Annotated in this window: 10 protein-coding genes; 4 read left to right on the top strand and 6 right to left on the bottom strand. The window is 71.8% G+C overall.

The features are described 5' to 3' along the window. Positions 1 to 118: 118 nt before the first annotated feature. The gene (locus FHY05_RS19845; protein WP_183946156.1) at positions 119 to 1,984 is read right to left on the bottom strand and encodes a PAS domain S-box protein; all 1,866 of its coding nucleotides are present in this window, start codon (positions 1,982 to 1,984) and stop codon (positions 119 to 121) included. A 320-nt stretch (positions 1,985 to 2,304) separates the two neighbouring features. Beyond that, the gene (locus FHY05_RS19840) at positions 2,305 to 4,851 is read right to left on the bottom strand and encodes a TonB-dependent receptor domain-containing protein (RefSeq protein WP_311732538.1); all 2,547 of its coding nucleotides are present in this window, start codon (positions 4,849 to 4,851) and stop codon (positions 2,305 to 2,307) included. 411 nt (positions 4,852 to 5,262) lie between these two features. On the opposite strand from FHY05_RS19840, the gene FHY05_RS19835 reads away from it, so the two are divergent. Then, on the top strand, positions 5,263 to 5,970 hold the full coding sequence (locus FHY05_RS19835; RefSeq protein ID WP_260181723.1) for a phosphatase PAP2 family protein: 708 nt from the start codon (positions 5,263 to 5,265) through the stop codon (positions 5,968 to 5,970). 37 nt (positions 5,971 to 6,007) lie between these two features. Next, positions 6,008 to 6,256, top strand: coding sequence for a hypothetical protein (locus FHY05_RS19830; protein WP_183946155.1), 249 nt, complete (start codon positions 6,008 to 6,010; stop codon positions 6,254 to 6,256). Between the two features lie 134 nt (positions 6,257 to 6,390). On the opposite strand, the gene FHY05_RS19825 is transcribed toward FHY05_RS19830, so the two are convergent. Continuing rightward, entirely contained in the window at positions 6,391 to 7,233 is an 843-nt protein-coding gene (locus tag FHY05_RS19825) for a CoA ester lyase (protein ID WP_183946154.1), read from the bottom strand. Continuing rightward, positions 7,230 to 8,240: a UDP-glucose 4-epimerase GalE gene (galE, locus tag FHY05_RS19820; RefSeq protein WP_183946153.1), complete on the bottom strand. Its 1,011-nt coding sequence runs from the start codon at positions 8,238 to 8,240 to the stop codon at positions 7,230 to 7,232. Before galE ends, FHY05_RS19825 begins: the two co-directional genes overlap by 4 nt. 67 nt (positions 8,241 to 8,307) lie before the next feature. Between galE and msrA the strand changes: the two genes are divergently transcribed. Continuing rightward, on the top strand, positions 8,308 to 8,853 hold the full coding sequence (gene msrA / locus FHY05_RS19815; protein WP_183946152.1) for a peptide-methionine (S)-S-oxide reductase MsrA: 546 nt from the start codon (positions 8,308 to 8,310) through the stop codon (positions 8,851 to 8,853). A 232-nt stretch (positions 8,854 to 9,085) separates the two neighbouring features. Here msrA and FHY05_RS19810 read toward each other — a convergent pair whose 3' ends face one another. After that, the gene (locus tag FHY05_RS19810; RefSeq protein WP_183946151.1) at positions 9,086 to 10,012 is read right to left on the bottom strand and encodes an L-threonylcarbamoyladenylate synthase; all 927 of its coding nucleotides are present in this window, start codon (positions 10,010 to 10,012) and stop codon (positions 9,086 to 9,088) included. Between the two features lie 36 nt (positions 10,013 to 10,048). Here FHY05_RS19810 and FHY05_RS19805 point away from each other — a divergent pair, with 36 nt between their 5' ends. Next, entirely contained in the window at positions 10,049 to 11,719 is a 1,671-nt protein-coding gene (locus tag FHY05_RS19805) for an acyl-CoA dehydrogenase (protein WP_183946150.1), read from the top strand. Positions 11,720 to 12,023: 304 nt separating this feature from the next. On the opposite strand, the gene FHY05_RS19800 is transcribed toward FHY05_RS19805, so the two are convergent. Then, a complete protein-coding gene (locus FHY05_RS19800) occupies positions 12,024 to 12,509 on the bottom strand; it encodes a hypothetical protein (RefSeq protein ID WP_183946149.1) in 486 nt (161 codons plus the stop codon). Positions 12,510 to 12,518 lie beyond the last annotated feature (9 nt).

The raw sequence follows: 12,518 nt of genomic DNA, 5'->3' as shown, positions 1-12,518 counted from the left end.
GCACGCGCGGTGTCGCGCACCATCCGCTCGTCCTCGCTCAGCTGATCGTCGAGCAGGAACGGGTCTGCCCAGTCGAACCGGCCCATCTGGGTCATGCGGTCTTCCATCCTCTCCGATGTCATGCCCGCTGCGGCGGGCGTCTGGCTTCCGCCTCTAGCGCAGCGCGGGCGCTCGCGCTCGCGCTTTCGGTACCGCGCGAGACGGGCAGCGCGATCTCGCAATCGACCCCGTCATCGCGCAGCGCGAAGTGCGTGCGCGCGCCGAGCTGATAGGGCAAAGCATGTTCGATCAGCTCGCGTCCGTAGCCGCCGCCCGGCGCCGTCGCGTCGGCGAGCGGATCGCGCGCGACGCCGCTCTCGTGCCAGGTGACATGCAGCATCGGCACGCCCCCGTCCTGCGCCACCCGCCAGTCCAGCGCGAGCCGGCCACCGCGCGGCGACAGCGCGCCATACTTGAGCGCGTTGGTGGCAAGCTCGTGGAGCGCCAGCGCGAAGGTCTGCACCGTGCTCGAGCGCAGCCGCACGCCAAGGGGCCCTGCCATCGTCACCCGGCCGGACGCGAGCCAGTCGGTGCCGCCGAGCGACTCGAGTTCGCTGCGCGCCAGTTCGTCGAAGGTGATGCGATCGCCCTCGCTCAGCCGCGCGAGCAGTCCGTTGACTCGCGCCAGCGCGCTGAGCCGGTCGTCGAAGCGGCCGGCGAAATCGTCGAGCGAGGCGCTGCTCGCGATCAGCTGATTGGACAGACCGCGGACGACGCCGAGCAGGTTGCGCGTGCGGTGCTGCAACTCGGCGACGAGCACCTCGAGCCGGTCCGAGCTCGCCTTGGCCGCGGTGGCGTCCTCGCTGATGCCGCCGATGCGATGGACCCGCCCCTCGGCATCGCGGATCGGGAAGGCGGTGTCGCGTACCCAGCGTACCGCTCCATCGGCGGCGCGGCGGACGCGGAACTCGGCGGTGACGGTCGCGCCCGCGCGGACCCGCCGCACGGCGTCGAGCGCGGCGGGGCGGTCGGCGGGCAAGATCAGCCGCGCCACGCGGCGCAGATCGTCGGGACCGCCGACCGCGGCGAGCGGCAGGCCGTACAGCCGCTCGAACGCGGGACTGGCATATTCGACCCGCAGGTCGCGCGCGTCGCGTACCCATAGCGCGTCGGTCGAGGCGGTGCCGAACTCGCGGAAACGCGCCTCACTCTCGCGCAGCGCCGCCTCGGCGCGTTTGCGCGCGGTGAGATCGATGGTGACGACCAGCAGCGAGCGCGCCGGGTCGCCGGCCTCGCCCAACGGCGTGATGCTGCTGTTGGCCCAGACGGTGCTGCCGTCGGGACGGTGGTAGCATTTGTCGAGGGTGGTGGTGCGCCCGCTCGTCAGCGCCGCCGCGACCGCCGCGTCGGACGGCGCGAGATAGGGCGGCTCGGTCACGTCCGCGACGCCGAGCCGCAGCAGCTCGGTCTCGTCGCGGCCGAGCAGGCGGCACAGCTCCTGGTTGACGCGCAGGAAGCGGCCGCTCTGGTCGACCTCCGAGAGACCGACCGAGGCGGCGGAGAAGATCGCGCGCAACCGCGCGTCGGCCGCGGCGCGCTGGGCGTCGACGCGACGTTCCGCGCTGACGTCGCGCAGCACGCCAATCCAGCCCTCGATCGTGCCGGCTGAGTCGCGGATCGGGTCGATGGTCCAGGCAACGACGTAGCGCGTCCCGTCCTTGCGGTAGTTGACCGTCTCGCCGGCGAACCCCTGCCCTGCGCGCAGCGCGCGCTTCAGCGCGGCGAGCACCGCGCGGTCGGTCTCGGGCCCCTGGACGATCCGCGGCGTCGCGCCGAGCAGCTCGTGCTTGGCATACCCGGTGAGCGCGCACATCGCCGCGTTGACGAAGCGGATCGCCGGCCCGGGAGGCTCGATCTCCGCCGCGGTGATGACGATCGCGTGGCCCGTCGCGGCGGTGGCGCGGCGGAACCAGCGTGAGTCCTCGTCGGGCGGCGGTCCGGTCATGGGGACCGGCTTACCGGGCCTGACGCCGCGCCGCCAGCGGGCTTGGGCGCGCGCGGGACCGTCCGCGAGGACAAGGACGCCGCGACGGGATCGGCGGATTCAGCAGCCGCGGCATGGCGCGGGCGGAGCGATGCGCGCGCGGCCACCCCGTCTCCCTGGCGTCATCCGGCACTCGTTCCGGGATCCATGGCGCCGCGCGCTTCATGCGCGTGGTGCGTGCGGGCCGATGGATCCTGCGACGCGTTGAGGATGACGCACGAAGGAGATGGCGATGGGAGGATGACGCGGGAGCCGGGACCGCGCGAAGCCCCCTCGCCCCGTCAGAACTTCGCGCCCAGCCGTAGCCCGATCGTGCGCGGGGTGATCGGCACGACATACGGCCGCTGGTCGCACGCGCCGCACTGCTGGAAGCGCGAGATCTGCCCGCGCTCGTCCCACAGATTGCGCGCGAAGAACTCGAGCGTGTAGCTCGACCATTCCGCCCCGGCCGAGAGATTGCCGGTAGTATAGCCCTCGATCCGCCCCAGCGCCGCTGCCTTCTCGACGCGCAGGTCCGACGCCGCCGAACTCTGGTGCGACACCAGCGCCTGGAGGTACGCCTTGGCCGCGCCGATCGGCACGGTGTAGCGCGCGGTACCGCCGATCTTGAAGCGCGGCGTCACGGGCAGGCGAGTGCCGCTCGGCGCGAGGACGTCGCTGCCGTCGCCGAGGCAGGTCACGGTCTCGCACAGGTCGGTCCGCGTCTTGGCGTCGGTATAGGCGCCCGAGGCGGTGAAGGAGAGCGGGCCGGCACTGACGTTGGCGTCCATCTCGACGCCGCGGATGCGCGCGTCGGGGCCGTTCTGGATCACGGTGAAGCTGTTCTCGCCCAGGAACGAGAATTGGAACTGGTCCCAGTTCTGCTGGTATACCGCGCCGTTGATGCGCAACCGCCCGTCGAGCCAGGTCGTCTTCCAGCCGAGCTCGTAGTTGGTGAGGAAGTCGGCCGCATAGTCGCCGACGTCGCCGCGACGGTTGATCCCGCCCGGCCGGAAGCCCTTCGACCAGGTGGCGTAGAGCAGCAGCAGGTCGGTCGGTTTCCAGGTCGCGTTGAAGCGGTAGGTCACGCCCTGCCCGTCGGCGCGCTTGGGCACCACCGTGTTGCCCTTGACCACGCCGAGGTTGACGCAGGGGATCGCGCCCACGTCCTTGGTGGTGAGGAAGGCGCTGGTGTCGCCGCCGTTGAGATAGGCGTCGCGCAACGTGCCACCGCCCGCGAGGTAACAGCTCGCCACCCCGGTGCGCGAGCTGCCCGCGGCGTTGAACGGCGACGCGGTATAGGGCCGGCCGTCCTCGGGGTCGACGTTCGGGTTGCGGCCGAACCCGAAGAAGCCGACCAGCGAGTTGTCGTAGATGAAGGCGCGCCCGCCCGCGGTCAGGGTCAGCCGGGGCGTGAGGTCGTAGCTCGCCTCGCCGAACACCGCGTAATCCTTGTCGACACGATGCTGGCGGGTGAGCCACAGCGTGCCGGTATAGCCGTTGACCGACACGTCGGGGCCGAGGTTCGGGATCTGATAGTCCTGAAAGATCAGGTTGCTCTGCCGCTGGTAGAAACCGCCGGCGACGACCCGGAAGGGCTGGTCGGCGGGCGAGGCGACGCGCAGCTCCTGGCTCGTCTTCTTGAAATGGTCGCGCCCGACTACGCGCTGGCGCGGGTCGATCGTGTTGCCGGCGGCATCCTGATAGTAGAAATAACCCGCCAAGCCGCCCACCGACGAGTAGAGCGAGTCATAGGCCTCGGAATAGTCGGTATAGTCGGTGGACTGCTCGGCGCGGCGGTCGAGATAGGCGCCGGCATAGGTCACGTCCCAGTTGCCGAGCTGTCCCTCGATCGTCAGCGCCGCCTGGGCGAAGCGGTCCTTGCGGTATTCGGGGTAGAAATGCTGCACCTCGAGGTCGCCGACCTTGGGATCATAGGCGTAGCTGCCGTGGCTGCGCTGCTCCTGGTAGAGCAGGGTCGGCGTCGCGGTCCAATTGTCGTCGAGGTCGATCTTGAGCGCGGCGCGGCCGCCATAGGTCTCGGTGTCGTTATAGTCCTTCTCGACGAACGGGTCGTTGGTGACGGTGATGCCGCCGGGCTGCGGCAGGAAGCTGCGCGTGCCCGGCACGTTGTCGATGAAGCCGGCGTCACGCTGGTAGAAGGCGACGACGCGCAGCGCCATGCGCTCGCTGAACGGGATGTTGAGCATCCCCTCGGTGGAATAGCCGATCCCGCCGGAGTGGACGCTGTTCACCTCGCCGTCGACGCGGCCGTAGAAGCCGGCGGTGTCGGGCTTGTTGGTGATGATGCGGATCGTCCCCGCCTCGCTCGACGCGCCGTACAGCGTGCCCTGCGGGCCGGCGAGGCTCTCGATCCGGGCGACGTCGTAGATGTGGATGTCGAGCGTGCCGCCGATCGTGGTGACGGGCTGCTCGTCGAGATAGGTGCCGACCGACGGCAGCGAGCCCGAGTGGTTGCCGTCGCCGCCCGAGGCGACGCCGCGCATGTACACGGTGGTGACGCCGGGCTGCGACGACTGGAACGCCACCGACGGCAGCAATTGGGTATATTCGTTGAAGTTCGAGACGTTGAGCTGATCCAGCCGGCGCGTTCCGATGGCCTGGATGCTGATCGGCACGTTCTGGATATTCTCGTCGCGCTTCTGCGCGGTGACGATGATGTCGCCGTCGGTGGTGCTGCTGTTCTGCGGCACGTCGGCCTGGGTGGTCTGGCCCGAGCTGGTCGGCGCGGCGGCGCCCGGGTCGGCCGGCGCGGTCTGCGCCGCCGCGGGAGACGCGATCGCGGCCGACGCGAGAAGCTGCACCAGCATGCGACGCTTGAAGCTCACCACCACAATGCCCCCATTGTTTCTTGTGTGTGACCGACATGCTGCGCTGCGGTGGGGGGCTCGTCAATCGGCGGCGCAGCGAGGTGCGACATTTTGTTGCCGTCGATGTGGTGCCGAAGCCGCATGGCGCGCGACGGATCGGGCCGGCGCGACACAGACGGTCGTTGGAGGACAGGCGAGCAGACGGACGCGTCCCTTCCCTCCGTCATCCCTGCGGAAAGAGGACAAAGGCGCGGATCGTCGAACGTGCCTCGAGGTCAGCGTCGACGAATCCCCGCTTTCGCGAGGATGACGGTGGAGGGACGAGAAGTCACGGTCAGGGGGCCAGCGACATGCCCGCGCCATCCCGTGCGCTCGACAAATCTCACGCCTCGACGCAGCGCTCCCGCGCCCTGCTCGTTGTCGCCGACCATGCAGACGATGATCGACCGCGCCGTTCCCGCCGAGGAGCCGCGCGAGGCCCCGCCCGCCCCGCCCGTCCTGTGGGTCGCGCTCGGTCTCGCCGGGCTGGTCGGCGTGGCGCTGCTCGCGCTGCTGGTCGGCGGGGGCGCGCCGCTCGCCTGGGACCGCGCGATCATGCTCGCGCTGCGCGTCCGCGGCGACCTGGCGCAGCCGATCGGCCCGCGCTGGCTCCACGCCGCGCTGGTCGACGTCACCGCGCTCGGCAGCGGTACGGTGCTGACGCTGGTGGTGGCGGGCACGATCGGGCTGCTGCTGGTGCGGCGGCTGTGGCTCACCGCAGCACTGGTTGCGGCGGCGACGATCAGCGGCTCGATCGTCGCGGCGCAGGCGAAACACTGGGTCGGCCGGCCGCGACCCGAGCTGGTCGACCATCTCGTCCAGGTCACCGGGCTCAGCTTCCCGAGCGGGCACGCCAGCAACAGCGCGCTGGTGTATCTCACCCTCGCCGGGCTGGTGGCGCAGGTCGCCGAGGGGCGCGCGGTGCGCAGCTACATCTTCGTGATCGCGATCCTGCTGACCGCGGCGATCGGGGTGAGCCGCGTGTACCTCGGCGTCCACTGGCCGTCGGACGTGCTGGCGGGTTGGTGCGCTGGGACGGGCTGGGCGGCGCTCTGGTGGTGGCTCGGCGCGACGCTGCGGCGCTCACTGGCGCGCTAAAGGTTGCGGCGGGTTGGCAGCCCGCTAGAGCAGCGACATGAGCCGTGCGCGCCGCCTGAGCCGCTTCGTGGATCGCGACATGACGGCGCGCGGTTCGCCGGCGTCGGCGAACAACCTGTCGCTGCTGATCGCGCTGGTACCGCTAGCCCCGCTCGCCCTCCTCGCTCGTCCATATAGCGCATGGGAGGGCCGTCGCGGCCGTCTCGATCACCGCCTGCGCTGCCTGGGTCGGGTTCGTGCTGTGGCGCGCGTATCGCCGCCTTCTTGCCGTCGGCGCGCGAGGTGACCGCGACTTCGATCGCTCGACCAAGCACCTGCTAGGACCGGCATATCGCGCGACCGAGAGCGCCACGGCGGCGCGCCGCCGTCGTCGGAGCAGCCGTCCGCCAGGGCGGTGATCGCGTCGAGCGGCGCGGCCGTTCAACCGCCGGCACGCTCCGTCACCGCCCCGAGCAGGCGCCGCGCCGCGGCGAGATGCGGCGCGTCGACCATCCGCCCGTCGAGCTGGAGCGCGCCCGCACCCGGGTTCGCCTCGAACAGCGCGACGACGCGCCGCGCCGCCGCGAGCTCCGCCTCGTCCGGCGTGAACGCGGCGTTGATCACCGCCACCTGCGCGGGATGGATCGCCATCATGCCGGCGAAGCCGTCGCGCCGGCCGCGCGCCGCATAGGCAGCGAGCCCGTCGAGGTCGCGGACATCGGGGTAGACCGTCTCGATCGCGGGCACCCCTGCGGCGTGCGCGGCGAACAGCGCGAGCGCGCGCACCATCTTGTAGGGGTCGGTATAGCCGCCGTCCGCCTCGCGCGAGCCGAGCGCGCCGATCGCGGCGGGCAGGTCCTCGGCGCCCCAGGTCAACCCCGCGAGGCCGGCGCCGTCATAGTCGCCGAGCGCGAAGACGGCGCGCGGCGTCTCGGTCGCGATCGGCAGCACCGCATAGTCGCCCGGCAGCGCCTCGCGCAGCGCGACGACGGTGGCGCGCCCCTCCGCCTTGGGCAGCACCACGCCGGTCAGCGGCGCCCCCGCCAGCGCGGCGATGTCGGTGGCGAACGCCTCGCTCGCGACCGGGTTGACCCGCACCAGCAGCGCCGGGCCGGCCGGGGCGCGCTCGAGCAGCGAGCGGACCGCGTCGCGCGCCGCCGGCTTGGCGGCGGGCGCGACCGAGTCCTCCAGGTCGAGGATCAGGGCGTCGGCGCCGAGCCCGAGCGCTTTCTCCATCCGCTCCGGCCGGTCGCCCGGCACGAACAGGAGCGAGCGCCACGTCACCGCGCGCGGTCGGCCAGCTGCCGCTCCCACGCCAGCGCGTCGCGGACGATCCCTTCCAGGTCGTCGCGCCGCGGCGCCCAGTCGATCGTGCGCAGGATCGCGGCATTGTCCGCGACCAGCTCGGCCGGGTCGCCCGCGCGGCGGCCCTCCAGCCGGCGCTCGATCGAGTGGTTGGTGACCCGGTCCACCGCGTCGAGCACCTCGAGCACCGAGAAGCCGCGGCCATAGCCGCAGTTGAGCGTGTGGCTCTCGCCGGGACGCTCGATCAGCAGCTTGAGCGCGGCGACATGCGCCTCGGCGAGGTCGCTGACGTGGATGTAGTCGCGCACTCCGGTGCCGTCGCGGGTCGGGAAGTCGGTGCCGTAGACCGACACCGCGGCGCGCTTGCCCGTCGCCGCCTCGACCGCGATCTTGATGAGGTGGGTCGCGCCGACCGTCGACTGGCCGCTGCGCCCCTGCGGGTCCGCTCCCGCGACGTTGAAATAGCGCAGGCAGCAGTGGTTCATCGGGTGCGCCGCCGAGACGTCCTTGAGCATATGCTCGGTCATCAGCTTGGACATGCCGTAGGGATTGATCGGCACCTTGGGGTCGTTCTCGGCGACGGGCACACGCTCGGGCGTGCCGTAGGTCGCCGCGGTCGACGAGAAGATGAAGTGCGGCACGCCCTCGGCCACCGCGCTCTCGATCAGGCTGCGCGTCGCCGCGGTGTTGTTGCGGTAATATTTGAGCGGGTCGCTGACCGATTCGGGCACCACGACCGAGCCGGCGAAATGCATGATCGCGCGGACGTTATGCTCTCGAATGACGTCGCGGACGCGCGCGTCCTCGACCGCAACGTTGACGAAGGCGGCGCGCGGGTCGACCGCCCAGTCGAAGCCGGTGACGAGATTGTCGATGACGACGACGTCATAACCCTCGTCGAGCAGCGCGAGCACCGCGTGGCTGCCGATATAGCCGGCGCCGCCGGTCACCATCACCTTGCCGTCGAGCGTCGCGTCCTGCGTCATGGCTGTCTCCCTTGCCGTTGCCGCCGCCTAGCGGCTTCCTACATGACACGCAAAGGAGACGCTTCTGATGACGGAATATGCGACGCTGGCGGGTGGCTGCTTCTGGTGCACCGAGGCGGTGTTCAAGGACGTGATCGGGGTCGAGAGCGTCGAGAGCGGCTACATCGGCGGTCACGTCCCCGACCCGACCTACAAGCAGGTGTGCGGCGGCGACACCGGCCACGCCGAGGCGATCCGCGTCGGCTTCGACCCCGCGCAGGTGAGCTACGCCGACCTGCTCGACATCTTCTTCGCCACGCATGACCCGACGCAGCTCAACCGCCAGGGCAACGACGTCGGGACGCAGTATCGCTCGGCGATCTTCCCCGAGACGGTGATGCAGGAGGAGCAGGCCAATCAGGCGATCGCGCGCGCGCAGGAGAACGTGCCGGGCAAGATCGTGACCACGATCGAGGAGTTCGGCGACTGGTACCCGGCCGAGGGCTATCACCAGGACTATTGGGAGACATCGGGCCGGTCGAACCCCTATTGCATGGCGGTGATCCCGCCCAAGCTGCAGAAGCTGCGCAAGAGCTTCGCCGCGCGCAGCAAGGCGAGCGCGCCGGCGGCGTGAGATCGGAGCGCCCCTTTCCGATAGGGAGAGGGGCGCACCGGCGGCGGCACCGATGTGCTCGCCGGGCCGCTTTCTCGATGCTTCCGGACTCGTTCCGGGATCCACTTCCCGCCCGGGCAACGCCTTACGAGGACACGGAGCGCCGGATCCCGGACCTTTTCCGGGTTGACCAGGATGTTAGCGGCCGAGTCACGCGGAGGCGTCGCGTCCGCAGGAACACGGCGGGTGTAGCCTAGCGCCGCGCCGCGCGGCGCAGCCGATCGTTGATCGCCACCCCTACCCCCCTCTCGGGCACCGGCGCCACCGCGATCCGCGCGCGCGGGCTCGCGTCGGCGCGGTGCAGCGAGTCGAACAGCCGCGCCGCCGCCTCGACCGCGTCGCCCGTCGAGGACAACGTGTCGTCGCCCGCCACCGCGCCGTAGCCGATCAGCCACTCGTCCGGCTCGGCGGACACCGCCCCCAGCCGCAGCGGCTTGCGCGGCGCGTAATGGGTCGCGAGCTGGCCCGGCGCGCTGACGTGCGTGGTCGTCCCCGCCGCGACCGGCAGCACGGCGCGCAGCATCTCCGCGGTGACCGGACCGGGGCGAAGGATCGTCCGTCCCGCCACGATCGTCGACTCCACCCCTGCCTCGGTCGCGCCGTCGTCGAGGATCAGCGGCACCGCCGCGCCCAGGCTCGCCGCGACATGCTCGGCGCGGGTCGGGCTGATCGCGTTGCTCGCGTTGGCCGAGGGCGCCGCCAGCGGCGCGCCGCTCTCGGCCAGCAGCGCGCGCATCGCGCGATGTGCCGGCACGCGCAGCGCGATCGTGTCGAGCCCCGCGGTGGCCAGTGACGCCACGCTCGCGCCGTCGCGCAGCGGCAGCACCAGCGTCAGCGGCCCCGGCCAGAAGCGCGCCGCCAGCGCGCGCGCGTCGTCGTCGAATACCGCCAGCGCCTCCGCGGCGGTGAGGTCGAGCACGTGGACGATCAGCGGGTTGAAGCTGGGCCGCCCTTTCGCGGCGTAGATCCGCGCCACCGCGCGCGAATCACGCGCGTCGGCGGCGAGGCCGTAGACCGTCTCGGTCGGCACCGCGACGATCCCGCCGGCGCGGATCGCCGCCGCCGCCGCGGCGACCGCGGCCGTGCCGTAGCGTCGGATGTCGGGGAGTTGAGCGCTCATCGCCGCGGGTATAGCGAGGGCGCACAGGAGAGAGAAATGACCTTCGTGCCCGCCATCGCCGACCAGCGCTTCGTCCTCGATCACGTCGTCGGACTCGACGAGATCGCGCGGCACGAGCGCTTCGCCGCCGCCAGCGCGGACACGGTCGAGGCGGTGCTCGAGGGCATCGGCGCGTTCGCGGAGGGCGAGTGGGCGCCGCTCGCCACCGCGGGTGACCGCGTCGGCGCGCGCTGGACGCCGAAGGGCGTGGTGATGCCCGAGGGCTACCGCGCCGCCTACCAGGCCTATGTCGAGGGCGGCTGGGGCACGATCGGGGTCGACGAGCGCTGGGGCGGCCAGGGCCTGCCCTTCGTCGTCCAGGCCGCGGTGCTGGAGACGCTCGGCACCGCCAACATGGGCTTCGCGCTCGCGCCGATCCTCACCGTCGGCGCGATCGAGGCGCTGGCGCACCACGGCACGCCCGAGCAGCAGGCGACCTACCTGCCCAGGCTCGCCAGCGGCGAGTGGACCGGCACGATGAACCTGACCGAGCCGCAGGCGGGCAGCGACGTCGGCGCGCTGCGCACCACCGCGACACCGCGTGGGGATGGCACGTACCTGATCAACGGGACCAAGATCTTCATCAGCTTCGGCGACCACGATCTCGCCGACAACATCGTCCATCTCGTGCTGGCGCGCACGCCCGATGCGCCCGCGGGCACGCGCGGCATCTCGCTGTTCCTCGTCCCCAAGGTAAGGCTCGACGGTGCGCTTAACGACGTGCGCGCGGTGTCGATCGAACATAAGCTGGGGCTCCACGCCTCGCCCACCTGCGTGCTGTCGTTCGGCGACCAGGGCGACTGCGTCGGTGAGCTGATTGGCCCGGAATATGGCGGCATGCGCGCGATGTTCACGATGATGAACAACGCGCGCCTCAACGTCGGCGTCCAGGGGGTGCAGGTGGCGGAGGGCGCGACGCAGAAGGCGGCCGCCTACGCGCGCGACCGCGTTCAGGGCGCGCGCGACGGCGCCCCCGCGGCGATCGTCGAGCATGCCGACGTGCGCCGCATGCTGCTGCGGATGAAGGCGCAGACGATGGCGGCGCGCGCTCTGGTCTATTACGCCTGCGGCCAGGTCGACCGCGCCACGCTGGGCGACGCCAAGGCGCGCGAGCGGCTCGAGATCATGACCCCGCTCGCCAAGGCGCACGCCACCGATCTCGGCAACGAGGTGGCCAGCCTGGGCGTGCAGGTCCATGGCGGGATGGGCTATGTCGAGGAGACCGGCGCGGCGCAGTTCTTCCGCGACGCGCGGATCACGCCGATCTACGAGGGCACCAACGGGATCCAGGCGGCGGACCTGGTCGGGCGCAAGCTCTCGCTGGCCAACGGCGGCGCCTTCGCCGACCTGATCGCCGACCTGCGCCGCGACGCGCGCCACCCCGCGCTGGTGCGGCTGGTCGACGCCTGCAAGGCGGTCGGGCGGCGGCTCCAGGGGGCGAGCGCGGACGATCGTCAGGCGGCGAGCTATCCGTTCCTGACGATGCTGTCGGTGGCGTCATGCGGCTGGCTGATGGAGCGCCAGGCGTCGGTACCCGCGGCCGACGCGGTGAAGCGCGCGGCCTGTGCCTTCTACCTCGACCAGATCGTGCCCGAGGCGCTCGGGCTGGAGGCGGCGGCGAGCGCGAGCGCCGAGGTGCTGTACGCGCTGCCCGCGGGAGCGTTCTAGGGGGCGAAGGCGTGTGGTGGCGGAGGAGTGCTCCGCCTCTCACTAGCTCCACCCCGGCGCACGCCGGGGTCCCGTTGGGACGGCTGTCGTGCGAGAATCGACCGTCCCCCACCTGGGCCCCGGCGTTCGCCGGGGCGGTATAGGGAAAGCGCACGCGCCGAACTCATCCGCGTGCCCAGGCGAAGGCCGGGGCCCAGGTGGAAGACGCTGCGCAAGAGTCACCACGGTTTACCCAACTGGGCCCCGGCCTGCGCCGGGGCACAAGCGCAGCGGTGGGCGGAGCCCTTCTATCCCGCGCACCCGCTCACTCCCCGGACGGGCACCCGCTCGCCGGGTTCGGCCCCGCGCCCTCGGGGTACCAGCGCGCCACCTTACGGTCCTCGTCATAATAGCAGACCGCGCCTGAGCCGCCGTCGGGCGTCAGCGCGATCGCCCAATTGTGCGGCCCGCAGTTGTGCGGCTCGCAGCCGTAGGAGAGCACGCGCCCCTCGACCTCGGCGATCGGCGTGGCGGTGACGTCGCGGTCGAGCACGCGCGCGCGCACCGCCGCGTCGGGCACCGCCGCCGCCACCGCCGCGCGCACCGCCGGCTCGGCGAGGAAGCTGGCGCCCCCCTCCACCGCGTCGGTAGGGTAGTGACCGACGTAGCGCGCCAGCGCCGCGACCGGCGTGGCGGTGGCGCTGGGCGACGCGCTGGGCGTCGCGACCGGCGCGGCGTTGCTGGGCTGCTCGGGCTGCTGCTGGCAGGCGGCGAGCGCGGCGCAGGCCGCGAGGGGGATCAGGCGTCGCATCACGCCCGA

This window comes from Sphingomonas sp. BK580, from assembly GCF_014194975.1.
In the GTDB taxonomy this organism is placed as follows: Bacteria; Pseudomonadota; Alphaproteobacteria; order Sphingomonadales; family Sphingomonadaceae; genus Sphingomonas.
The sequence above is the reverse complement of the archived record's forward strand: the minus strand, read 5'-3'. Positions and strand labels throughout refer to the sequence as shown.